We start from the raw sequence: 24,254 nt of genomic DNA, 5'->3' as shown, positions 1-24,254 counted from the left end.
CTTACTATAACCGCTGCATTTCCTTGGCTGCTTTAGTCACGCCAAGTATCAAAGCAACTGCTAATGTACTTCACTATGCCCGTTTCTTGCCAGCGAAAAACAGGATTTTGCTAATTAAAAGCAGTAAAGATGCTGAGACACTCAAGCGTCCGCCAAGCTGAAAGGGACCGAGCTCGATGGTCAAGAAACGAACCGGGCAGCCGGTTTTAGTGGATTCACGCGAAGGGTAAACGCTACGCCTAATCCTCCAGGCGAAAATGCAGCTCGGCATTGAGTTCGTCGATGACTTCCGCCCAATCGGCGTCCTCCATCAGTTTCTCCCGCAGAAATGCGGATTGCGAGGCCGTCCAGAATCCCGCTTCAGGAAGCGCAGTCCCGGAATCGAGCGGCGCGTGCTCTTCGATGAACTCCTCGATGGCGAGGGCCTCGGAGGGCAGGCCGAGTTGGTCGAATAAACTGTTCATGCTGTGCATTGGGGCTTCCATGCCTAGTCTCCTTCAAACAGGTTATCGGGCTAGAGAAATGCTTCGAACAGCTTCTACGCAACGTTTCACCCGTGCGCACTGTCCGTAATTCACTAGAACTTACCTGACTACGACCGCTCTTAAACGCCCAGGTTCACATCAGCGTTCGACTCATCTCATTGTTCCGTAGCGCACAGATGCCTCGGCGCTCCTCTACGTAATATCCGTAAGCAAGCTCAGGGTGAACCGCCTTTTACTGTTATTAAACAAGCGGTTGACCAATTCCCTCAATCACCGGAGAATGACCATGTTTAAAAAAGTAACTTCAACTTTATTAATGACTTGTTTTCTCGCAGGCCTGATGGGCACCCTAACCGGCTGCAACACCATGAGCGGTGCCGGTCAGGATATCAAGGAAGGCGGCGAGAAAATCAAGGAAAAAGCAGACGAACACAAGTAGTCCCTATCCTGCGGATCGGACAGGCTCCGTTCCGCAGGGGCAGCGCTTCCACCGGGTAGGAATGAACAATGAACAATACACTTTTCTATCTCCCCGGCTTCAACTCCGGACCGCAGAGCGAGAAATCCGCTCAGCTCAAGCATGCCTTTCCTCAGCTCATCGTCGCCGACTACAACACCTGGGATCCGGACCAGGGCTTCCAAACGCTGGAAGCACTCGTCACACCGCATCTCGACCGAAAACCCGTCCTCATCGGTTCGTCGCTGGGCGGCTTCTGGTCTTATTACCTGGCCTGTCGGCACAGCCTTAGTTGCGTGCTGCTCAACCCCTGCATGGCCCCGGAGAACACACTCAGGCCTTATATCGGGGCGGTGCAGAACCGCTACAGCGGTGCCACCGGCTGGCTGCACGAGGAAGATTTACAGAAATACGCCCGCTACCGCTTCCCCGGCCGGCCGCCTTGTACCGTGCTGCACGAAAAAGGCGACGAACTCATTCCCTACCAGGAAAGCATTACCAATTTCGAGCACAAGGCTGAACTGATCCTGCTCGAAGGCGGCAGCCACCGATTCGAATCCGTACCGCGAGCCATCGAGGAAATCCAAAAAATGTTGGATATGTGCCTTAATGCACCGTAATAGCCGAATCGATTGACTACATTGGCCCCTCGTCTAACCCAGACCAGGAGACCATAATGAACAACTCGACCTTATGGAAAGCACTGATCGCAGCAGCCGCCATCACCCTCAGCATCCCTTGCGCCATGGCCGGCGCCACCAACCGCGGCGACAACACAGCAGCACAGCCAGGCGACAACAGCACTACCACGGTCAATCCGGACACTCCCAACCAGCAACGCGACAGTACCGGCACCGATAGCTCCACCAACAAAACCAAACACAGCCGGGACCGCAACCGCACTTCGCGCACTACGGGTGGCGATCGCAACACCGGCAATGACGGCAGTTCCGACATCACCAACAACAGCAACTCCGGCAGCAGCAAACCCAGCGGCAATTCAAACGGCGGTTATTAAGCCAGCTCGCTCAAGGGCAAGAGTTGTCCCCCGCTTGGCGCAAACGGCCTCGTCTAAACATTGAGACGAGGCCGTTTGCGCTACTCGTTCAAGCCTCACTACTTTCGCTGAATATCAGTCAATCCGTTGCCTATCGCAGCCCTCCAGCCCTGGCTGATCGTCGCTTAGCGCACATACATCTCGGTCCCTTAGCCCCTATAGTCGGTTCACCTACACGTCGGGAGCGATCGGCTCAATGAAGACAGCGTGCAATGCCGGCAGGTGGCGGATTTGTTTCGTCAGCGGGTTCATTGTGCCAAGCGCCCCCAGAAAACTTCAGTCGCCCATGTATTGGCCAACTTGTTGAACCAGACATCACGGCATCTCCGGCTGCCGAGGCGACGCATCATCGGGAGAGACCGTGCAAAAATTCAAGAGCCTTCTCGTCGATAAAACCCTCGCTCAGCAAGCGGTGGCTTTGTGCCTGCCGATGATCGCTGCCGGATTGGAAAGCCAGGAAGTCGGGGCGAGCGGATTTCTCTACATCGTTGTCATGAAACCGGGCATCACGCCGCACGATGCCACGTTCCAGGAAGCCATCCTTTACGAACACGCCGTAGGCGATACCTCGCAGTGGGACGCTGACTACGGCCAATTCGCCCGCGCCAAGGCCGAGTTGAGCTGGCGCACCGGCATGGATAGTCATTTGGTGCGCGAAACCCATCCGCATCTCCTGGCCGAAGGCGATTCGCTATTGTGGGGCGGACTGGTACGGGACGGACTGGTCGTCGCCGTCAGCGGTGCAGATCCATGGTTCGATGAGGTCTTCGCAGGCGCCGTCGCCATGACCATTCGCGCGCTGGCCCAGAAAAAACTCGCCAGAGTCGCCGACCAGCCGTGGCTGGTGGCGGAAAGCGTTTGATCATGATGAAAATCGCCTTCATCAGCGAGCACGCCTCTCCTCTTGCACAGCCGGGCAGCATCGATTGCGGCGGGCAGAACGTCTATGTCGCCCACCTTGCCCAGCAGCTTGCGCAACTGGGGTTTGCGGTCGACATCTTCACTCGCCGCGAAAACCTGTGGCAGAAGCAGATCGTGCGCTGGAAACCCAACGTCCGCGTCATCCATGTGCCGGCCGGTCCGGCACGCTACATCCCCAAGGAAAACATCCTGCCCTACATGAAGGAATTCGCCGAGTTCATGATCGGGTTCCTGCGCCGGGATAAAACCGGCTACGACCTGTTGCATGCTAATTTCTTCATGTCGGGCTGGGTGGCACAACAGGTGAAGCGTACGCTGGGACTGCCCTTCGTCATCACCTTCCACGCGCTGGGCCTCATCCGCCGCCTGCTGCAAGGCCCGGCGGACGGCTTTCCGCCCGAGCGCATCGTCATCGAGCAGCACCTGATGCATCACGCCGACCGCATCATCGCCGAGTGCATGCAGGATCGGCTCGACATGGAGCGGCACTACCAGGCCGACCGTCGCCACATCGACATCGTGCCGTGCGGTTTCGATCCTGACGAACTACGCCCCGACCGCGAACAGGCCCGCCAACGGCTGGGCCTGGGTAGTCAGGAATTCGTCATCCTGCAACTGGGCCGCATCGTGCCGCGCAAGGGCATCGACAATGTGATCGAAAGCCTAGCGATCCTGCGCGAGCGACACGGTATCGATGCCAGGTTGTTGGTCGTCGGCGGCCACATGCCCGAGGACAACGCACCGGATTCTGCCGAGATGGCGCGGCTCATGGCGTTGAGTACCGCGCTCGGCCTCACCGACCGAATCCGCTTCACCGGGCAAAAAGCCCGCCACGAACTGGCCGATTACTACAGCGCGGCCGACGTTTTCGTCACCACGCCGTGGTACGAGCCCTTCGGCATCACGCCGCTCGAAGCCATGGCCTGCGCCACGCCAGTCGTGGGTGCTGCCGTCGGCGGCATCAAATCGACCGTGCAGGAAGGCGTTACCGGCTATCTGGTACCGCCTAAAAACCCGGAAGCGTTGGCAGACCGGCTCGCCCTGCTGCATACCCAGCCGGATCACGCCCGCGCCCTCGGCGAAGCAGGTCAGCAGCGCGTGCATCGTTTTTATACCTGGCGCAGCGTGGCCGAAACCATGGCGGGCATCTACGAACAGGTAGCCGACGCAGCCCCGGCCGTGCATGCCCAAAGCACTCGATCCAATCTAGCCCTACAACCTTCACATCCAAGATAAGGACCCAACATGCAAGCATCGCCCAGCATCGCATCGCTCCCATCGCAATCCCTGGCCGGCAAGGTCGCACTCGTCACCGGCGGCGCCAGCGGCTTGGGGGAGGCGCTTTGCCGTCAGCTCAACGAAGCCGGCGTCCATGTCGCCATCGCCGACATCCAGGCCGAAAAAGCCCGATCGCTGGCGCAATCGCTGCACGGCAACGGCGGCGACACCTTGCCCATGAGCTTCGACATCAGCATTCCCTCGGCCGCCGAGCAGGCGGTGGAAGAAACGATGACCCGCTTCGGCCGGCTGGACGTGCTCATCAACAACGCCGGGACCGACAAGACCTTATCGATGTCGGAACTGACCACCGAAGATTGGCTGCGCGTCATCAACACCAATCTCAACGGGCCGTTCTTCCTTGCCAAGTACGCGTCGGAGCACATGAAAACTGCGGGCAGCGGGCATATCATCAACATTTCTTCGACCGCAGCCAAACGCTGCTGGCCCAATGCCTCGGCCTACCACGCCAGCAAATGGGGGCTGCTGGGGTTGTCGCATGCCATGCATGCCGAGCTGCGCCAGCACAACATCAAGGTCACGGGAGTGGTGGTGGGCGGCATGCGCACGCCTTTCCTGCTCGACCGCTTCCCGGATATCGACGTATCGACACTCCAGGACCCAATGGACGCGGCGCGGGCCGTGTTGTCGGTGCTCACCCAGGCATCGGTGATCGCCGAGATCACCATCCTGCCCATGCAAGAGACTTCCTGGCCCTGATGAAGACGACCTCTGCTGCGATGAGAAAACCATCGAAAGCGATATTCATCGACAAGGACGGCACGCTGATCGACGACGTGCCCTTCAACGTCGACCCCAGGCGTATCACCCTCATGCCCGGCGCGGGACAGGGACTGCGACTGTTCCGGAAAATGGGCTATCAGCTATACGTGGTAAGCAACCAGCCGGGCGTAGCGTTCGGGTATTTCGAACCGAGCGATCTCGACGCGGTATCCCACTGCATCTCAGCACTGCTGCATGGCGAAGGCGTACGCATCAACGGCTATTACTACTGCCCGCACCATCGGGCGGGCAGTGTGGCTGCATACAGCCGGACCTGCGATTGCCGCAAGCCGGAACCGGGGCTGCTGTTGCGCGCGGCTGAAGAGCATCACCTCGACCTCGTACATTCGTGGATGATCGGCGACATCCTCAACGACATCGAAGCCGGCCAGCGCGCGGGGTGCAAGACCGTGCTCATCGACAACGGCCACGAAACCGAGTGGGAAGTCTCGCCGCTACGCATGCCGCACTTCACCGCCGCCAATCTGCTGGAAGCGGCCCAGGCGCTCGCTGCGCTACCACCGGCCCGCAGCGAGCGCGCAGACGTGATGATAGGAGCCATGCGATGACGCAGCATGCCTGGGATAGCGCCAAGAACATCCTGTGCATACGCCTCGATTACCTCGGCGACGTGCTCATGACCACGCCGGCCATCCGCGCCTTGCGCCAATCCGTCCCCGGTCGTCGCATCACCCTGCTCACCTCGCCCAGCGGCGCAGCAGTGGCGCGGTTCATCCCGGAAATCGACGACGTCCTGGTCTACACGCCGCCCTGGCTCAAGAGCAGCCCGGTGCTCGCTCCGGAATACCAGCTGCAAACGGTCGAAACACTCAAGGCGCTCGATTTTGACGCGGCCGTACTCTTTACCGCCTACAGCCAGAATCCGCTGCCCACGGCGATGATCTGCCATCTGGCGCATATTCCGCTGCGGCTCGCGCATTGCCATGAAAACCCCTACCAGCTGTTGACCGACTGGGTGCTCGATCCGGAGCCGACGCAAGGCGTACGGCACGAAGTGCAGCGCCAGCTCGACCTGGTGCGCACCATTGGGGCCACAACGCACGACCAACATCTGTCGTTCGCCGTGCGCGACGAGGATCGCCGCTGGTTGCGACGCCAGCTCGAAAGCCGTGCATCGAGCCGCCCCTGGATCATGCTCCACCCGGGCGCCACGGCCGCTTCCCGGCGTTATCCGGCCGCCTTGTGGGCGGAAGTGTTGGCGCAACTGCACGAGACCCTTGAAGCCAACCTGATGGTCACCGGCGACGCCAACGAAATCGAACTGGCGGAAGCCATCATCGCAGCCTCAGGCGTTCCTTCAACGTCTGTCCGTTTGCTGGCCGGGGCGCTCGACCTCGGCCAATTGGGCGCTGCGGTGGAATTGGCCGACGTGGTGGTGAGCAACAATACCGGTCCCGCGCATCTGGCCGCTGCCGTCGGCACGCCGGTGGTCGACCTTTATGCGCTGACCAACCCGCAGCACACGCCCTGGCAAGTCGCCAGCGAAGTGCTGTTCCACGACGTGCCCTGCCGCTTTTGCTACAAGAGCATCTGCCCGCAAGGCCACGGCGATTGCCTCGCCAAAGTCGCACCCGGTCAAGTTGTGGCAGCCGTGCAGCGCTTGCTGGCGAGACAACCAGCTACGTGGCGGATGCCTCCATTGAATCCCCCGCCGCACGAGCGGCTCATCACGGCGCCGATTGCCGGCCGATAGCCGACGCGACGCTTTTCCCGCAACCATGCCTTTTCTCTCAACCATGTAAGGAGAACACGATGGCACATGCAAACCCCATTCAAATCCAGAAATACCTCAAGGGCGTGGATTACCCCGCCCACAAAGCCGACCTCATCAAGAACGCCAAAAAAATGGGCGCGGACGACAACGTCTGCGCCTCGCTCGAACAATTACCAGACAAGGAATTCCAAACACCGGCCGACGTTAGCGAAGAATTCAAGGGCAACTCGGACGATCAGGTGCGCCACTGAACCGTCCACCCCAGCACGCCGCTGAATCCGCGACAGCCTGACCGGCTGCCGTCACCGCAAACCAGGTATCGGGCCCGGCCACGACAATCACAACACGGGCCTAAGCCTCATGTTGGGAGATTTGCATGTTAAAAGGATTGGAAGGCAACGCCATCGCGCGTTACCACGACCTGGCCCTCGCGTGCGGAAAACCGCAAGAGAGCGCCCAATCCCCCTCGTCTCCATGGCATTGGATCGAGGCTAACCACCGTTACAACACTCTGCTGTGGCAGGAGGAAGACAAGGCACGCCGGATCGATGTCGGGCCCGAAGCCATCGCCACCAGCAAGCGTCTCATCGACCAGTACAACCAGCGCCGCAACGATGCCGTCGAAGCCCTGGACGAGATCATCCTGTCGATACTAGGCAACGTCCCGCGCTTCGACAACGCCCGGCTCAACAGCGAAACGGCTGGCGCCATGATCGACCGCTTGTCCATCCTCGCCCTCAAGGTCTATCACATGCGTGCCCAGACCGAACGGAGCGACGCCGATGCTGCGCATATCGGCAGCTGTCGCGCCAAACTGACACGCCTCGCCGAGCAGCGCCAGGACTTGATCGGCTGCCTGGACCAGTTGCTCGCAGATGCCGAGCAAGGGCGCGCTTATTTCAAGGTGTACCGCCAGTTCAAGATGTACAACGACCCCACGCTCAACCCCTATCTGTATCGGCAGAACCAGCCCCGGCATACGGAAAGGGCATCATCATGACACCTCGCGTCGATATCCTCATCCCCACCTGTAACCGGCCCTATGCGCTTGCGATCACCCTGACTTCACTCGCCGCCCAGACGGAACGGCCGATGCGCGTGTACATTTCCGACCAATCGGAACGCGACGACGTGTTGCAACTGCCGGAACTGCGGGCCGTCGTGCGTTTGATGGAAGCCTCGGGACATCGCGTGGAAAGCCATCGCCACCAACCCCGTCGCGGCATGGCGGAGCAGCGCGCGTTCTTACTGTCGAACGCAGAAGCGCCCTACTGCCTGTTCCTCGACGACGACGTGCTGCTGGAACCGGATTTGGTTGAGCGTCTGATGGAGGGCATCCGGTCGCAGCAGTGCGGTTTCATCGGCAGCGCATTGCACGGGCTTAGCCATGTAGACGACGTACGGCCGCATCAGGAAGGCATCGAGTTCTGGGAAAGCGAAGTGACGCCGGAACAAGTCGCGCCCGGCAGCCCCGCCTGGTCGCGCCATCACCTGCACAGCGCCGCCAATCTCTACCACGTGCAGCAAAAGCTCGGGCTGAACGACGGAGAATCGCGCTACTACCGCGTGGCGTGGATCGGCGGCTGCGTGCTGTTCGATACAGAAAAACTGCGCAGCGTGGGCGGCTTCGATTTCTGGGAGCAACTGCCCCCGCAGCACAGCGGTGAAGACGTGCTGGCGCAGCTTCGCGTCATGGCGCGCTACGGGGGATGCGGCATCATTCCTTCGGGGGCCTACCACATGGAACTGCCGACCACGGTAACGGAGCGCACGGTCGACGCCCCGCATGTGTTGTGGCATTCGGCGGTCGAAGCCGGGTACGCGGCGTGGTGAGGATAACCGCATGATCGACCTCTACCCGCGGCTCCCAGGCATACGCAGTATCCTAGTCCTGCGGCCCAACGCAGTGGGCGATTTCATGTTCGCCCTGCCGGCGCTGCACGCCCTGCGCCATACCTATCCGCAAGCCCGAATCGTGCTGCTGGGCAAGGCCTGGCATGCCGATTTCCTGCGTCATCGTCGGGGACCGATCGATGAAGTCCTCGTCATGCCGCCAGTGCCCGGCGTAGGTGCGCCAGCCGATGCAGAGGTCGACATGGCAGCGGCGGAAGGTTTCATCGACGACATCCGCGAGGCTCATTTCGACCTCGCCTTGCAGATGTACGGCGGTGGCCGTTATTCCAACCCGTTCATCCGCTCACTGGGCGCCCGGACGACGGTAGGCCTCAAAACACCGGATGCGGAGCCGCTCGACCGCTGGCTGCCCTACGGCGAACTCGCCAACCGGCGGCTGGAGTTGTTGCAGGTCGCCGCGCTGGCCGGAGCCGAGCCTCGGCTAGCAGGAACCGAATTGGCGGTGACCGAATACGACCGGAGCGAAGCGGCCGAGTGCGTGCCGCTGGGGTTAAGTCGCCTGGTGGTGGTGCATCCAGGGGCGAGCGACGTCCGGCGCCAGTGGCCGCCGGAGCGCTTTGCCGCGGTGGCCGACCGCCTCATTGGCCAGGGAGCCCGCATCGTCATCAGCGCCACCGATGCCGAACGGGAAATCTCAGAAAAACTGGTCTCCCACATGCACCACCCCGCACTCGATCTTACTGGAAAATTGTCGCTCACCGCCTTGTGCGGCCTGTTGGAACGCAGCGAGATGATGCTCGCCAACGATACCGGGCCGCTGCATCTGGCGTTGGCCGTCGGCACGCCTGCCGTCGGGGTTTTCTGGCTCACCAACCTGCTGGAATCCGGGCCGTTGAAACAACATCTGCTGCGGCCTGCGCTCTCGGTCAGAACCACCTGCCCGGTGTGCGGCACAGCCAACGGCAAGCACCTGCGTTGCGCTCACGACGTCTCGTTTGTGGACGACGTGAGCGAAGACCAAGTCAGCGCATTGACGATGCAGCTCTTTGCCGAAAAGACGGTTTCAGAAGCAGCCGCGCCGCCGCCAGCACTTCACCCGGCTGAATTCCGGTCGGATCCCAGATACAACGGTGGCGCTGGCGATCGAGCGGCGCCCAACGCGAGAGTTCCGCTTTGCTGAAAATGACCACACTCGCCAACCCCAACCCTGCCGCAATGTGCGATACACCCGTGTCGTTGCAAACCAGGAGTCGCGCCCGGCTCATCAGCGCCGCCATGGCACCGATGGAAATGGGCCGCGCGGCATCGACGGCCGGCATTTGCATGTGGTGCATCACAGCGGCAGTAAGGTCGCGTTCCTTGTCTGAACCCGTGAGCACGACTGTCAACCCATACTCCCGCGCCAGCTGGTCGGCCACCGCGGCGAATTGCTGCGGCGGCCAGCATTTATCGCGAAAGCGTGCGCCCGGATGGACGCAAATGTACTCGCCGGGCCGCAACCCTTTCATCAACCCCGCGGCTTGCAACTCGCGCCAATCCTCGACGTACAGGGGAAACTCCAGCTGGTCGCCCAGTGGATCGGCGCCCAGCAGCGTCATGAATTCGAGCAGGCGCAACGGCTCCGCGCCAATGTGGGGGTACGGCAGCAAATGAAAATCGGGGTCGAATTCGTCGTTTGCTGCGCTGGCATCCAGCAGCGCATAACCCGCTGCCTGGCGCGCCCCGAATTGGGACACGATGCCGTTGCTGATCTTGCCATTGCCGTGCAGCTGCAAGGCGAGATCAAAGCGACGTTCGCGCATTTGCCGGTAAAACGCGGGCAAGACGTTTGCCTCCGCCGGCTGTTCCCCGAATGCCGGATGGCCGGGAAACGCAACGAAGTCGTCAATGTAGCGGCTGAAGCGGTCGGCAAACTGCACCGCCCACGGCAGGCCGACCAAGGTGATGCGGGCATGAGGCAAGGCACCGCGCAAGGCCCGCAACGCCGGCACGGCACACAGCATGTCTCCCAGCTGCAAGGCGCGGAACACAACGACCGATTCCAGCCCTTCCTGTTGCAACAACAGCGGCTCGTTCATGGATGGATTCCTCCCTGGAATATGGTTGAGCCATGCTATCCAAGTGAAAAACCGATGACTGAGCGCTGGGCCACTTTGTGGGGCAACAGAACTTACGGAGCGTATGGGAGCGCGCATGAACGCTAGGGGGCCGACACCAACAGAGGGAGATTGGCGTACCCGCCTGCGCAACGACGAGATCGCACGGGACTTATGGCAATTGCTGTACCGTTACCGCTGGCGCATCGGCCTTGCTACGGGGTTCTTGCTGCTCGCCAAGGTGGCGACTGTGGTGGTGCCGCTGATCTTGAAACGCATCATCGACGAATTCTCAAGACCCGAGCAGTTGCCCGTCCTGCCCGCCTATTTGCTCATCGGCTACGCATTGGTGCGCTTCTCCAGCACCTTGTTCAACGAATTGCGCGACTTACTGTTTTCGCGCGTGTCGCAAAGTACGGTGGCGATCTATGCCCGCAAGACCTTCGCCCACCTACACAGCCTGGGGCCGCGCTTTCACTCGCAGCGGCGCATCGGCGGACTCTTGCCCGACATCGACCGCGGCACGGCGGGCATCGCTTTCCTGCTGGGCGCGGGGCTGTTCACCCTGGTGCCAATATTGGTCGAGATCGGCATGGTGCTGGCCATCATGCTGGCGAAGTACAGCGGCTGGTTCGCGGGAATCATCGCTTTTCTGTTCTTCGCGTATTCCGGTTTCACGCTTTATTTCACCGCACGCCGCACCATTCATCAGCGGCGGGTCAACAGGCTGGATTCGGAAGCCAAGGGCAAGATGGCCGACAGCCTCATCAACGCCGACAACATCAAGTATTTCACCAACGAATCGCTCGAAGCGGATCGCTTCACCGGCATCATGGCGCACTGGACCGATGCGGCAATAAGCAACCAGCAGGCCTTGTTCGTGCTGCACGTGGGCCAGAGCGCGATCATCGCGGTGGGGCTGGGCGCCATCATGCTGCTGGCGGGGCATGAGGTCTGGCAGCACCGCATGACGGTGGGCGACCTCGTGCTCATCAACGCCTATGTGCTGCAGGTATGCCTGCCGCTCAATGCGCTGGGCTTCGCCTACCGCGAGGTGAAAGACGCCTGGGTAAACGTGGAGCGGCTGTTCGTGCTGCTGCGAGAGAAACCGGAGATCGCTCAAAAGCCGGATCAACCGGCGCTGAAGATTCAAGCGGGCGAAGTCGTGTTCGATCACGTCTATTTCCATTACGTGCCGGAACGGCCGATCCTGTTTGATATCAGCTTTCGAATCCCGGCAGGCAAAACCTTGGCCGTGGTGGGCGGCAGCGGCTCGGGCAAATCCACACTGGCGCGATTGCTGCTGCGCTTCTACGACCCGATCCAGGGTCGCATCCTGGTAGATGGGCAGGACATTGCCAGCGTGCGCGTAGACAGCGTGCGCCAGGTCATCGGCGTGGTTCCGCAGGACACCATCTTGTTCAATGAGAGCATCGCCTACAACATTGGTTACGGCCGCAACGGCGCGACGCTGGAAGACATCCACAACGTCGCCAGGGCGGCGCATATCCACGAATTCATCGAATCGCTGCCGGAAAAATACGACACCCTGGTGGGCGAGCGCGGCGTCAAGCTTTCAGGCGGCGAACGCCAGCGCATCGCGGTGGCCCGCGCCATGCTCAAGAACCCGCCTATCCTGATCTTCGACGAAGCCACATCGGCGCTGGATTCCAGCTCCGAAAACGCCATTCAGCGCGAGCTTAACCGCCTCTCCACTAACCGCACCACGCTCATCATCGCGCACCGGCTTTCCACCGTGGTCGGTGCGGACGAGATCATGGTGCTGGAACGCGGCCGCATCGTGGAACGCGGCACCCATGCCGAACTGTTGAGCCTGCGCGGCATGTATGCCCAGCTCTGGCTACTGCAACAGCGGCAGGAAAAAGAAAAGGTCGCCGCCGAAGCCCAGAACCTTTAAATCGAGTATTCCCAAGGAAAGTCCATGCGTCCCTTAGATATCCTGACCTGGCACACGCACGGTAGTTATCTCTACTACCTGAGCCAGATCCCGCACCGCCTGTACGTGGTGTCCAAGCCCGGCCGTCCGGCTGGGTACGGCGGCCGTTGCGGGCACATGCCCTGGGGCGACAATGTGATCGACATGCCGGCGGACCAGATTCGGCATCATCGCTTCGATTGCATCATCTTCCAGGACGATCACCAATACCTTGTCGACCAGTTCGACTACATGACCCCAGCCCAGCGCAACCTGCCGCGCATCTACCTCGAGCACGACACGCCGCGCGAACACCCCACCGACATGCCGCACCCCGTGGACGACCCCAACGTGCTCCTGGTCCACGTTACCCATTTCAACGCCCTGATGTGGGACAGCGGCCGCACACCGGTCAAGGTGATCGAGCACGGCGTGATCGCCCCGGAGGGCGTGCAGTATCGGGGTGAGCTGGAGCGCGGCATCGTGGTGGTCAACCATTTGGCGCGACGGGGAAGACGACTGGGCGGGGATATTTTTGCCGTAGCACGCGCCCAGATCCCGCTCGACTTGGTCGGCATGGGCGCGGAGGAATCGGGTGGGCTGGGCGAAGTACAGCATGCAGAATTGCCGGAGTTCATCGCCGACTATCGTTTTTTCTTCAACCCGATTCGCTATACCAGCCTGGGCCTGGCGGTGATCGAGGCCATGATGATCGGCGTGCCGGTCGTGGCGCTCGCCACCACGGAAATGACGACGGTGATCGACAACGGCCGCTCGGGTTTTGTCGATACCAATGTGGATCGTCTGGTGGAAGCCATGCAACTGCTGCTGGACGATGCCGATGCCGCCATGGATATCGGCGAGCAAGGCCGCCGCGCCGCGCTGGCGCGCTTCAACATCCGGCGCTTCGTGGCGGACTGGAACGCAGCGCTATCGGAAGTGACGGGCATTGCACAACATGCCAACGTCACCCCGATGCTGCGCCTGGTTCGTTAACGATACGCGAACCGCCGGTCAACGGCGCCGACGACGCATCAGCCAATACACGCCCAGGCCGGCCACGGCCGACAACACGACCATCTTGCGTACCGTCGCCTTGCGGTTGTACTTGAACGCCGCGCGACCGCCCATCTCGGCGAACACGTTCGGCACCTTGCCGTGGCGCAAGTCGGCACCCACGCCTTCGAACATGTTGATGCGGTCGGCGAATAACAGCAGCAGCCAGTGGCGAATGTCGTTCTCGCTGTAGCGGAAGGCATAACGACGCAAGCGGCCGCTCAAGCCCGACGGCGGAACGGTGGTGCCGTACACCGGCGTCATGTCGGCACGTTCGGTCGAATGAAACACTTCCACCGAGGAATGCTGCGGTACGGGCTGATCCCAATGCACGCCTTCCAGCCGGGGCGGCGTGCGCTCCTTGGGATAGGCAGGGCGGTTGGCGTGGTCGAGGTCGGCGCCCCAGCCCTGGATGTGAGAGTAATCCTTCTGTGGTTGCATGGCGGGCCTCCTGTTCAATGCATGGCGCTGGGCGGCACCAGCACGGTCTTGATGCAGTTGTCGAGCTTGCCGGAAAAGATGTGGTACGCATCCGAGACTTCTTCCAGCGGCAAGCGATGGGTGATGACTTCGCTCGGCTTGATGCGTCCGGCACGGATATGCTCCATGAGCCGCGGCAAGTGGCGTTTGACGCTGGCCTGGTTCATGCGGAGCGTCAGTCCCTTGTTGATGGCGTTGCCGATGGGTACGGCGTTGAAAGTCGGCCCGTAGACGCCGACGATGGAGACCACCCCGCCCTTGCGCACCGAATTGATCGCCCAATGCAGCGCGGTGGCGGAGCCTGCCTGCCACTTGAGCTTGATGCCGGTCAGGCTCTGAAGGGCATTGCCTGCGGCTTCGCAACCCACGGCGTCGATGCAGGCATCGGCGCCCAGGCCGTCGGTCATTTTCTTGATGTGGATCGCCATATCTCCAACCTCGCGGAAATTGATCGTCTCGCACTGGGCAAAACGCCGCACGAAATCCAGCCGGTATTCAATGTGCTCCACCACGATGACGCGCCCCGCTCCCATGAGCCAGGCCGATTTGGCGGCGAAGATGCCGATGGGGCCTGCGCCGAAGATCACGACCGTATCGCCTTCGTCGATTTCCGCCATTTCCGCCGCCTGGTAGCCTGTGGGAAAAGCATCGGTGAGCAGCACCGCGTCGTCGATCTCGATATCGTCGGGAATGATGGTCGGCCCGACATCGGCCAGCGGCACGCGCACGTATTCGGCCTGCCCGCCGTCGTAGCCGCCGGCCGTATGCGAATAGCCGTAGATGCCGCCTACCGCGGTGGCTTCAGGGTTGGTGTTATGGCAGTTGCCGTACAGTTCGCGCTGGCAGAAAAAGCAGCTGCCGCAAAAGATGTTGAACGGCACCAGCACGCGGTCGCCTACCTTGAGACGCTCCACCGACGGGCCGACTTGTTCCACCACCCCGGTGAACTCGTGCCCAAAGGTCGAGCCGATGCGGGTATCCGGCACCATGCCGTGGTAAAGGTGAAGATCGGAACCGCAAATGCAGGACCGCGTGACGCGGACGATGGCATCGTTAGGATGCTCGATGACCGGCTCGGGCTTTTGCTCGGGCCTTACCCGATAAGGGCCTCGGTAGTCCATGGCCAACATGTTGCCTCCTTTCGCTCGGGCAAGCCGAGATGAACTGAAGGGTGCAACGATAGGCGCTGGGGCGCGAATAAAAAGTTGGTTAAACCGCTTAAGGCAACCCGCAGGTAGGCCGGCGCCGCTGTTAATCGGAGTTTTCCGAAAAGTCTGAAATGCAGGGCTATCAAACAAAACACTAGGAACTCAACTCAATCTGATCGGTATTTGCATCGCGACAGACTTCTTGTATGCTAACATTCACCTAGGAATTTCCTCAGGAAAACGGGCATAAAACCTCACCTAGAGTAAGGATCGCTGTTGAGCGTCGCGCTCAGTCCAATAACAAGAAAAACACGAATGCGCCCAGAACTCACTTTCTTCATGAAGCGCTTGTTCAGCCTACTTTGCGGCTTATTCTGCCTATGGGGGGAGCAGGCCCTCGCGCTTGAACATGTCGCCCTTCAGCTCAAGTGGCACCATCAGTTTCAATTCGCCGGGTATTACGCTGCCAAGGAGCTGGGCTATTACCGCGAAGCCGGTCTCGACGTCGATCTACTCCCCGTCAAATCCAATCAGGATCCAATTAAGAATGTACTGACAGGCAATGCCCAGTACGGGGTCGGCACCAACGATTTGCTGTTGCTGAGAAACGCGGGCAAGCCGGTAGTCGTCCTCGGCGTCATCTTCCAGCATTCGCCCTACGTGCTGCTTGCCATGCATGACAGGGGAATCGAAAACGTGCACGACCTGGTCGGCAAACGCGTGTGGCTCGACCCCTACGCGACAGAGGTCATTGCTTATTTGAAGCACATGAACGTCAAGCTCGAGCATATGGACACGACACAGGCCTACGACTATTCGGCCTCAGACCTGCTCGAAAACCGCACGGATGCTTATGCCGGCTATATCACCAATGACCCGTACTACCTTAACCAGGCCGACGCCGATTACCTGACCTTCAGCCCGCGCTCGGAGGGAATCGATTTTTACGGGGATAATCTTTTTACCACCCAGGACGAGATCGACCACCATCCCGAGCGCGTCCGTAAAATCCTGGCCGCCAGCCTCAAAGGATGGCATTACGCCGTCAACCACCCCGAGGAAATGGCCGACCTCATGATCGCCAAGGGCTATTTCCCCGCTGACCAGCGCGAAAAGCTCTTGTTCGAAGCCAAGAAGATCGTCCAGCTCATGCATCCCGACCTGGTCGAGATCGGCTACATGAATGAAGCGCGCTGGCGCCACATTGCCGATACGTATGCCGATGTCGGCATGCTGCCCAGTAATTTCTCGCTCGATGGTTTCATGTACGAGAAAAAAGCGACGGCACTGCCGGGATGGGAACGCTGGGCCATCGGGGCGTTTGTGCTGGCGCTGGCCATCGTCAGCGGTTTTGCCGCCTATATCTATCGCCTCAACCGCCAATTGTTCGGACGGCTCTTCCAGTTCAGCAGCCGCCTGGAAAAAATCGTACGCAGCGTGCCCGGCGTGGTGTTCCAGCTGCGCATGATGAAGGACGGCACCTTCACCTTTCCCTATACCAGCGAGGCTTTCCAGAAGACGTTCCAGGTCGATCCGGTCATGGCAGCGCGGGATGCCAGCCCGGTATTGCAAATGATCCACCCCAACGACCTGGCGAACATCAAGCGCGAGTTGAACATATCCGCTCACGATCTATCGGCATGGCAGCAGGAGTTTCGCCTGCTGCTGGGTGACGGAAACGTGCGCTGGCTGTTCTGCAACGCCATCCCTGAGCGCGATGAAGATGGCTCGGTGCTCTGGCACGGCGTGGTGAGCGATGTCTCGGAGCGCAAGCATTCAGACGATGAAATGAAAGTAGCCTCGCTGATCTATGCGTCTACCAGCGAGGCCATGGTCGTGACCGATGCCGATAATTCGATCCTCGCGGTTAACCGGGCGTTTACCGATATCACCGGCTATTCGGTCGAAGAAGTCGTCGGCAAGAGCTACCGCGCTCTTACCTTCGAACGCCAGGACCAGCAAAACCACGAACAGATGTGGAACCACCTGGAAACCGAAGGACATTGGCAGGGCGAAATCTGGACGCGTCGCAAAAACGGCGAAATCTTCGCCAAGTTGATTTCCATCAATACCATTTTCGATAGCGACGGCAGCGTGCTGCGCCATGTGGCCCTGTTTTCAGATATTTCCGAAAAAAAGAAGAAGGAAGAGCTGATCTGGAAACAGGCTAATTTCGACACGCTGACCAACCTACCCAACCGCAAGATGATCCAGGACCGCCTGGATCTCAGCATCCGCAAGGCGCTGCGCGAACAGCTCCAAATCGCCGTGCTGCTCATCGATCTCGACCGTTTCAAGGAAGTCAACGATACGCTCGGCCACGGCGTCGGCGACACCCTGCTCAAGGAAGCGGCCAAACGCATGCAGGGCTGCCTGCGTAGTTCTGACATGCTGGGCCGACTGGGGGGGGACGAATTCATCCTGATTCTCAACGGCGTGGATGAGATCGGCGACGCCAGCTACGTCGCTCAAATGCTGCTCGATGCGCTCGCCAAACCCTTCGAACTCGGCGAGGAAAAAACCTATATCTCCGCCAGTATCGGTATCACCGTTTGCCCGGACGACGCCGAAGACCCGGAGGCATTACTGCGCAATGCCGGCCAGGCCATGGTGGTGGCCAAGCAGGAAGGTCGCAACCGCTATCACTTCTTTACCCCCTCCATGCATGAGGCGACGCGATCGCACATGCTGCTGGTCAACGAATTGCACGGCGCCGTGATGGAGGATCAGTTTGAGGTCTACTACCAGCCCATCATCGAATTTTCCACCGGCAAGGTGAAAAAAGCCGAGGCGTTGATTCGCTGGAATCATCCAAAGCTGGGTGTGATCGGCCCTGTTGGATTTATTCCCGTGGCCGAAGAGACCAGGCTCATCAGCCGAATCGGCGATTGGGTATTGCAGCAGGCCGTCATCGAAGCTGCGCGTTTGCGCGAGACGTACGATCCTGAGTTCCAGATCAGCGTAAACAAATCGCCCGTGCAGCTCGAAGCCGACAACGTCGAGTATTCAAGCTGGCTGGAATCGTTGAAAGTCTATGGGTTGCAACCGAACAGCATCGTGATCGAAATCACCGAGAACCTGCTGGTCGACACCAAGGAAAGCACGCGCCGCAAGCTGCTACTGTTCAAGGATTACGGCATGGAAGTGGCGCTGGACGATTTCGGCACCGGTTATTCTTCACTGGCTTATCTTAAAAAGTTTTATATCAACTACATCAAAATCGACCGCTCGTTCGTGAACAACCTGAGCCCCCATTCCAGCGACATGGTGCTATGCGAAGCCATGATAGGCATGGCACACAAGCTGGGGTTGAAAGTGGTCGCGGAAGGCATCGAAACGCCCGAACAGGCGGCACTACTCAAGGCGGCAGGCTGCGATTACGGCCAGGGCTTCCTCTACGCAATGCCCTTGCGCAAGGAAGAACTGGAAAAATTCCTGCAAGCCGGCCCTGTCACCGAGCCGGCCCTTTGAACACAGGCGGCTTTTGCCGCCTTCTAGCTCAGGAATGCTGGATCATCGCGTATAGCTCGTCCTTGAGCTTGAGTCGCGTGCCTTTCATGGTCGAGATGGATTCATCCGTCACCGGCATGCCCAAACCCTCCAAACGTTCCACCTCCTTGGTCACCTGATGGTACTCGTCGAACAGGCGCGAGAAATGAGTATTGCTGGTCAGCAGCTGGTGAATGCGCTCGCGGTGTTCCGGCAATTCGTGAATCAAATCGTGATGCTCGATATTCATAGGTGCCCCTTTAAAGAAAGTTTCATTTTTTTCATTTAAAATATTAGCACATTCTTCAATGACTGCAATGCAGCACATGAACTAAGAGACTGCGTCAGATGCGAGGAATCAAAGAAAAAACCCCCGCGTTAGCCGCGGGGGGAACTAGATCGGGGGAGGGTCCCCCTGGAGATGCCAGCCGGGGCTGGCGATAGATCACAGGCACTACGTGCCGACGCACGTGGATGCATCGACGAAGCGCATCCTAAATACAACGCTGTCCTTTGTGAGCTATTCGATCTGATAGTTGCTCAAACTCAGCCATTGCGCATTCCCTACTTGGGGCCGGCTTTGCAGGAGTGTGTACGGCATCGATTCATCCACAAAAGCTATGGATGACTCTGTGGATAACTTGCCTAAGCCACTGAAACCTCATCCCAAACCATGCTGCTCACAAATCGATGCAACAGTACGCCGCATGCGATTGCGCTAAGCTAGCGAAATCTCCCCTGTTTGCGAGTATCGAAATGACACAAAACACCGCATTCATGAAGGCCGTCGAGGCCGCACAGGTCGGACGCTGGGACGAAGCCCACGAAATCGTGCAAAACTCGGGGCATCCCGTTGCCCGATGGATACACGCCGTGCTGCACAAAATCGAGGGCGATGCGTGGAACAGCCGTTACTGGTACGACAAAACCGAGCGGCGCTATGAAGACTATGCCGACCCGCAGCAAGAACTAACGGCCATTGCGGCCTATTTGCGCGAGAACAATACGGCGGGCTGAACCCGCAGCTCCCGCAGCATCTGTATCATTACCGGCATCATGGATCCAAAATCTTTCGTCTATTCCGCAGTCCTGCTGCTGGTCGTCGCATCGATCGCAGTGACCATCTTCCGCCATTTCGGCCTGGGTTCCATCCTCGGCCTGCTGGTCACGGGCGTCATTGTCGGTCCGCACACGCCTGGGCCTTTCCTCACCCTGGAGGTAGACGGCATACGCCAGTTCACCGAATTGGGCGTGGTACTGCTGCTGTTCCTGATCGGGCTGGAAATGAAGCCGCGCCGACTGTGGGAGATGCGACGCATGCTGTTCGGCCTGGGCTCTTTGCAAGTGATCCTGAGTACGCTTGCAATCGCCGCCTTCTACCGGGCATTGGATTCCAACTGGAGCGTGGCCTTCGTGTTTGGCGCCAGCCTCGCACTGTCGTCCACTGCGTTTGTCGTTCAAATGCTGCGCGACCAAGGCGAGATGGCCAGCAAATACGGCGGCATCGCCTTTGCCATCCTGCTCATGCAAGACCTCGCAGTCGTTCCGCTGCAAGCCGTCGTGCCCATGCTGGCTAATACAGCGGCTTCCACAGCGATGCCACCCTCGTTTTGGGAGCGATTTCTAGAGCCGGTGACACTGGTTGCAATGGTAGTACTGGGAGGGCGCTACGTCGTTCCCAGAATCCTGGATTTTCTTGCGCGCCGTAACAATCGGGAAGGGTTTTTCCTGGTCGCCATGGCCGCGATGTTCATGGCGGCGCTGGCGATGGAGCATTCGGGCATGTCCATGGGATTGGGGGCCTTCATCATGGGCATGATGCTGTCGACCTCGCGCTACAGCCATCAGGTCGAAGCCTCCATTGAGCCGCACAAAGGCTTGCTGATGAGCCTGTTCTTCGTAGCGGTGGGCATGTCGGTGGATGTCGGCGCACTGGCGCAGCAGCCGTTGCAATTCGGCTTGCAGGTGCTGGCCGTCATTTTGATCAAGGGCGTCGTGATTTTTGGTATGTGCCGGATGTTCGGCATCCGCTCGGGGACCGCGCTACGCGTCGCTTTCCTGCTGCCGCAGGGCGGCGAATTCGGATTCGTGGTGTTCGGCGCGGCCAAGGCCATCGGCATTATCGACGACGAGTTGTTCGCCATGGGCGTTGCCGTCATTTCCGTCACCATGCTGCTCACGCCATTGCTGACCAGGCTGGGCAGCACGCTTGCGGCAAGGTTGCCCGACAAGGCGGCAAAAGCGGGAGCACCGCTCCCCTTCCGCCTGCACAAGCATGAAGCCGAACCCAGGGTAGTAATTGCAGGCTACGGCCGCGTCGGGCACACGGTGGGTACGATCCTGGCTCACAGCGGAATCCCCTATATTGCCTTCGATACCGATGCCGAGCTCATCGATCATTGGCGGGACCAGGATCATCCGGTGTTCTATGGCGATATCGGCAACCCTGCCCTGCTCGGCAACCAGGCGCTGAAAAGCGTCGAACTGGTGGTGCTAACGATCGACAACGGCCCTGAGGCGCTACGCGCTGCCAAGCTCATCCGTGCCCATGCCCCGCACATCCAGATCGTCGCACGCGCACGCGACCTCCGCGTATGCGACGAGTTCTACAACATCGGCGTTCGCGAGGCGGTGCCTGAAACTTTGGAAGCCAGCCTGCGCATCGCCGCGGAAAGCCTGCAATTGCTGGGGATTTCGAGCGAGGAAACCGGCTCCATGTTGCAGGGGGTGCGCGGCACGGATTATTCGCTGGTGAGAAACGGGCCGGAAGCCGATACCGGCACCCCGGCAAGTTGATTGCCCAAGTGACTTCATCGCACCAAATCAGCGTCCCCTAAATCATCCTAAATCGGCCACCATGGCCTCTTGGCACATGGGTTCGTGGTAGAATCCGCGCCCGCCTCTAATCCGAGGCAGCTCAATCAAGAACCCTATCAAGGACAATAATGAAAGCCAAAGCAATTCTGGCGGCGGTAGCTACCGCCCTGGGTCTCGCAAGCGTTTCTGCGTTTGCGGACGAAGATCTCTACCGCGAAGCCTGGTACGCCGTTCCCGGCATCAACTACAACTGGACCGACAGCGACCTCAAGGCCGATGACGGCATGGGCGGATTCATCCGCTTCGGTAAGGAATTGACCCCTAACTGGGATATCCAGGCCGGCGCATCCTACGCACGCACCGACGAAGACACCAACCTCAGCACCCGTGGCAAGTACAAGCAGGCGCTGTTCGGCGTCGACGCGCTCTACATGTTCAGCCGCGACAAGTTCCGCCCCTTCCTGCTGGCAGGCTTGGGCTACGCCGACAACAAGACCCGCTATCGCGACGCGACCTGGGGCGGTAACAAGGATTCCTGGATGGGCAACGTTGGTGCCGGTTTTCAGTACCTCGTGAGCGACAAGCTGGGTTTCCAGGCTGACCTCCGCCACATCTGGAGCGAAGCCGAAACCGGCCTGGTGGGCAACCGCGACACCAAAACTGTTGGCAACACCCAGCTCAACCTGGGCGTGATCTACCGTTTCGGCGAACCTGTGTCCAAGCTGTTAGCCGTAACAGAACAAATGCCAGCGCCAGAGCCGGCACCCGCACCAGTCGCCGCTCCAGCACCTGCCCCGGCTCCAGAAAAACCCGCAGCAGAACCGTGCAAGCCCACTGTCGAGAAAATGACCTTGTCGGCTGCCGAACTGTTCGCATTCAACGGCGACCGCCTGAGTGCTGAAGGCAAGAGCAAGCTGGATGAGACGGCTCAGAAGATCAAGCAGCACAGCGACATCGAGCTGGTGATGGTCGACGGTTACACCGACCGCCTGGGCAGCGCCGCCTACAACCAGAAACTCTCCGAGCGCCGCGCCAATGCGGTCAAGAAGTACCTGGTCGAGCAAGGCGTCGATGCCAACCGAGTGCAAGCCGTGGGCAAGGGCAAGGCCGATCCGGTCGTGGCATGCGAAGGCGTGCGCGGCAAGAAAAAGCTGATCGAATGCCTGGCACCGAACCGCCGCGTCGTGGTGGAAGCCACCTACAAGCAGGAATCCGGCTGCACCCAGCAGTAATTCAAGCTTGAACATTGCAGGATTTGTTTCTTGCAATGCCTGAAACCGTGATTGGCCCCTATAGGGAAAGCCGATCACGGTTTTTTATTGTCTTTAATCGGTGGAACGCGTCTTTATAAACTAACGGTATGAGTGCGGTGCTTACTTCATAGAGTAACCGCTTCGCGCCAGTTCACCTTCCAACATCCTTCATCCCTTTACAGAGAAGGCGCCCCGTAACAGTGAGGAACAGTTCCGGAGAGCGATTGAGGATATTCCGGCCCCCTCATCATGCATGCAGAAGACGGAGGAGGTGCTGACGATCAGTCGAACATGGACTGAACTGACAAGCTATGAGTAGAGGACATCCGCCCATTCAATGGTTGCGTATGCAGCCAATTGAATGTCCGCTTTACGCCTCAAATGAGTAATTCGATTGATTACGATAAGATCGCTTGAGTTGGTAATGATTGCGCTTCTGGTCGTACATGCGTTGATCTGCCAACTCCAACAAAGTTGAAATATCACAACCATCCGTTGGGCAATGGGTGGCTCCTATGCAAGCGCTTAATTCATAGGTACGGTCTTCGTAAGTGAAAGGCCTGGAAATTTCTTCATGCATTCGAGCTATCGTCTTCTCAATACCTTGAGTACAAGATACTGGCGAAAGAATAGACCCGAATTCATCGCCGCCCAACCTTGCCACAGTATCATTTTCTCGAGCACAGGCTTTGATTCTTGAGGAGAACTCCTTGATGATGGCATCGCCAACACTATGGCCATAGGTGTCATTCACTTCTTTGAGGCCATTCATGTCCATGATAAGTACGCCAACGCTTTTTTCACTTCTTGATGCTTGCGAGATTTCATTTCTCAATCGATCCATGAACAAAGATCTATTGGCTAATCCAGTCAGTCCATCATGCGTTGCTTGGTAGAAGAGTTCGTTCGTGTCGTACTTTGCTGAATAAAACATAGCAGCAGCGACGAGTTCAGATAGCAACTCAAGCAGCTTTATATCCTCGCCAGAAAATCTACTGACCTGAGTAGACATCGCTTTAAGTACGCCCACCGCCTCTCCTTTATGGGAAAGAGGCATCACAATCATCGATCTGAGCCCTATTTTTTCACAAGCTTGCCTATTCACGCGCCAATCGTTGTTTGCATCCTCACAGAGTAACGTTGTGTTTTGACGAACGCACATTCCAGACAAGCTTTCCTCACGTTTAAGACGCAAGCCTAAATATTGATTAGCAAGTCCGGAAGTCGCCCGGTAAACCATTTCATTGCCTTCGGCTAGCTCAATAGCTGCGCCGTCTGCACCTATCAGTGAAGAAGTACGATTCACAACAATGGACATCACACTACCCAAATCAAGACCTGACTGAGCTATTTCGGATTGAATCTTTATGACATCTAATAACTGCTCGTGCTGCATCTCATCTCCTTGC

The 24,254-nt window shown here is 59.1% G+C and carries 23 protein-coding genes and 1 pseudogene; 18 read left to right on the top strand and 6 right to left on the bottom strand.

Going from position 1 to position 24,254, the window contains the following annotated elements:
• Positions 1 to 239 precede the first annotated feature (239 nt).
• Positions 240 to 485 (bottom strand): DUF2789 domain-containing protein, encoded by a 246-nt coding sequence (locus NMK_RS00730; protein ID WP_109013841.1) that lies wholly within the window; start codon positions 483 to 485, stop codon positions 240 to 242.
• A gap of 286 nt (positions 486 to 771) precedes the next feature.
• Between NMK_RS00730 and NMK_RS00725 the strand changes: the two genes are divergently transcribed.
• The 12 genes and pseudogenes from NMK_RS00725 to NMK_RS18875 all read left to right on the top strand — a co-directional run.
• Positions 772 to 924: an entericidin A/B family lipoprotein gene (locus NMK_RS00725; RefSeq protein WP_109013840.1), complete on the top strand. Its 153-nt coding sequence runs from the start codon at positions 772 to 774 to the stop codon at positions 922 to 924.
• Positions 925 to 992: 68 nt separating this feature from the next.
• Positions 993 to 1,562 (top strand): YqiA/YcfP family alpha/beta fold hydrolase, encoded by a 570-nt coding sequence (locus tag NMK_RS00720; RefSeq protein ID WP_109013839.1) that lies wholly within the window; start codon positions 993 to 995, stop codon positions 1,560 to 1,562.
• Between the two features lie 56 nt (positions 1,563 to 1,618).
• Positions 1,619 to 1,960, top strand: a complete 342-nt coding sequence (locus NMK_RS00715) for a hypothetical protein (RefSeq protein WP_109013838.1) — start codon at positions 1,619 to 1,621, stop codon at positions 1,958 to 1,960.
• A 400-nt stretch (positions 1,961 to 2,360) separates the two neighbouring features.
• Positions 2,361 to 2,861, top strand: a complete 501-nt coding sequence (locus NMK_RS00710) for a hypothetical protein (protein WP_181376124.1) — start codon at positions 2,361 to 2,363, stop codon at positions 2,859 to 2,861.
• A gap of 2 nt (positions 2,862 to 2,863) precedes the next feature.
• Positions 2,864 to 4,156 (top strand): glycosyltransferase family 4 protein, encoded by a 1,293-nt coding sequence (locus tag NMK_RS00705; RefSeq protein WP_109013837.1) that lies wholly within the window; start codon positions 2,864 to 2,866, stop codon positions 4,154 to 4,156.
• A 9-nt stretch (positions 4,157 to 4,165) separates the two neighbouring features.
• Positions 4,166 to 4,918, top strand: a complete 753-nt coding sequence (locus tag NMK_RS00700) for an SDR family oxidoreductase (protein ID WP_109013836.1) — start codon at positions 4,166 to 4,168, stop codon at positions 4,916 to 4,918.
• Positions 4,919 to 4,938: 20 nt separating this feature from the next.
• Complete coding sequence (locus tag NMK_RS00695) at positions 4,939 to 5,550, top strand: D-glycero-alpha-D-manno-heptose-1,7-bisphosphate 7-phosphatase (protein WP_109013955.1); 612 nt, start codon at positions 4,939 to 4,941, stop codon at positions 5,548 to 5,550.
• Positions 5,547 to 6,695, top strand: a complete 1,149-nt coding sequence (locus NMK_RS00690) for a glycosyltransferase family 9 protein (RefSeq protein WP_109013835.1) — start codon at positions 5,547 to 5,549, stop codon at positions 6,693 to 6,695. The genes NMK_RS00695 and NMK_RS00690 overlap by 4 nt, the downstream gene beginning before the upstream one ends.
• Before the next feature lie 59 nt (positions 6,696 to 6,754).
• Positions 6,755 to 6,967, top strand: coding sequence for a DUF2795 domain-containing protein (locus NMK_RS00685; protein ID WP_109013834.1), 213 nt, complete (start codon positions 6,755 to 6,757; stop codon positions 6,965 to 6,967).
• Between the two features lie 125 nt (positions 6,968 to 7,092).
• Complete coding sequence (locus NMK_RS18660; protein WP_109013833.1) at positions 7,093 to 7,716, top strand: DUF4254 domain-containing protein; 624 nt, start codon at positions 7,093 to 7,095, stop codon at positions 7,714 to 7,716.
• Positions 7,713 to 8,549 (top strand): glycosyltransferase family 2 protein, encoded by an 837-nt coding sequence (locus tag NMK_RS18655; RefSeq protein WP_109013832.1) that lies wholly within the window; start codon positions 7,713 to 7,715, stop codon positions 8,547 to 8,549. Before NMK_RS18660 ends, NMK_RS18655 begins: the two co-directional genes overlap by 4 nt.
• Positions 8,503 to 9,459 (top strand): annotated as a pseudogene (locus tag NMK_RS18875) (glycosyltransferase family 9 protein); the annotation flags it as partial. The gene NMK_RS18655 and the pseudogene NMK_RS18875, both read left to right, overlap by 47 nt.
• A 133-nt stretch (positions 9,460 to 9,592) precedes the next feature.
• On the opposite strand, the gene NMK_RS18975 reads toward NMK_RS18875, so the two are convergent.
• Positions 9,593 to 10,648, bottom strand: a complete 1,056-nt coding sequence (locus NMK_RS18975; RefSeq protein WP_227871288.1) for a glycosyltransferase family 9 protein — start codon at positions 10,646 to 10,648, stop codon at positions 9,593 to 9,595.
• Positions 10,649 to 10,763: 115 nt separating this feature from the next.
• Between NMK_RS18975 and NMK_RS00660 the strand changes: the two genes are divergently transcribed.
• Positions 10,764 to 12,584 (top strand): ABCB family ABC transporter ATP-binding protein/permease, encoded by a 1,821-nt coding sequence (locus NMK_RS00660; protein ID WP_109013829.1) that lies wholly within the window; start codon positions 10,764 to 10,766, stop codon positions 12,582 to 12,584.
• Between the two features lie 24 nt (positions 12,585 to 12,608).
• Positions 12,609 to 13,598 carry a glycosyltransferase family 4 protein gene (locus NMK_RS00655; RefSeq protein WP_109013828.1) on the top strand — a complete coding sequence of 330 codons (990 nt, stop codon included), beginning with the start codon at positions 12,609 to 12,611 and terminating at the stop codon, positions 13,596 to 13,598.
• A gap of 18 nt (positions 13,599 to 13,616) precedes the next feature.
• On the opposite strand, the gene NMK_RS00650 is transcribed toward NMK_RS00655, so the two are convergent.
• A complete protein-coding gene (locus NMK_RS00650; protein ID WP_109013827.1) occupies positions 13,617 to 14,099 on the bottom strand; it encodes a hypothetical protein in 483 nt (160 codons plus the stop codon).
• 14 nt (positions 14,100 to 14,113) lie between these two features.
• Positions 14,114 to 15,268 (bottom strand): zinc-dependent alcohol dehydrogenase, encoded by a 1,155-nt coding sequence (locus tag NMK_RS00645; protein WP_109013826.1) that lies wholly within the window; start codon positions 15,266 to 15,268, stop codon positions 14,114 to 14,116.
• Positions 15,269 to 15,601: 333 nt separating this feature from the next.
• On the opposite strand from NMK_RS00645, the gene NMK_RS00640 reads away from it, so the two are divergent.
• A complete protein-coding gene (locus NMK_RS00640; protein ID WP_109013825.1) occupies positions 15,602 to 18,757 on the top strand; it encodes an EAL domain-containing protein in 3,156 nt (1,051 codons plus the stop codon).
• Positions 18,758 to 18,785: 28 nt separating this feature from the next.
• Here the strand turns inward: NMK_RS00640 and NMK_RS00635 are convergent, their stop codons facing one another.
• Positions 18,786 to 19,025 (bottom strand): HP1242/YdcH family protein, encoded by a 240-nt coding sequence (locus tag NMK_RS00635; protein WP_109013824.1) that lies wholly within the window; start codon positions 19,023 to 19,025, stop codon positions 18,786 to 18,788.
• A gap of 506 nt (positions 19,026 to 19,531) precedes the next feature.
• Between NMK_RS00635 and NMK_RS00630 the strand changes: the two genes are divergently transcribed.
• The 3 genes from NMK_RS00630 (at position 19,532) to NMK_RS00620 (ending at position 22,824) form a co-directional block, all read left to right on the top strand.
• Complete coding sequence (locus NMK_RS00630) at positions 19,532 to 19,792, top strand: hypothetical protein (protein ID WP_109013823.1); 261 nt, start codon at positions 19,532 to 19,534, stop codon at positions 19,790 to 19,792.
• A gap of 39 nt (positions 19,793 to 19,831) precedes the next feature.
• Entirely contained in the window at positions 19,832 to 21,571 is a 1,740-nt protein-coding gene (locus NMK_RS00625; protein WP_109013822.1) for a cation:proton antiporter domain-containing protein, read from the top strand.
• 149 nt (positions 21,572 to 21,720) lie between these two features.
• Entirely contained in the window at positions 21,721 to 22,824 is a 1,104-nt protein-coding gene (locus NMK_RS00620; RefSeq protein WP_109013821.1) for an OmpA family protein, read from the top strand.
• 391 nt (positions 22,825 to 23,215) lie between these two features.
• On the opposite strand, the gene NMK_RS00615 is transcribed toward NMK_RS00620, so the two are convergent.
• Positions 23,216 to 24,241, bottom strand: a complete 1,026-nt coding sequence (locus tag NMK_RS00615; RefSeq protein WP_109013820.1) for a sensor domain-containing diguanylate cyclase — start codon at positions 24,239 to 24,241, stop codon at positions 23,216 to 23,218.
• Positions 24,242 to 24,254 lie beyond the last annotated feature (13 nt).

This window comes from Novimethylophilus kurashikiensis, assembly GCF_003112435.1.
Lineage (GTDB): Bacteria > Pseudomonadota > Gammaproteobacteria > Burkholderiales > Methylophilaceae > Novimethylophilus > Novimethylophilus kurashikiensis.
Note: the sequence above shows the minus strand (reverse complement) of the source record. Positions and strands in the feature narration are given on the sequence as shown.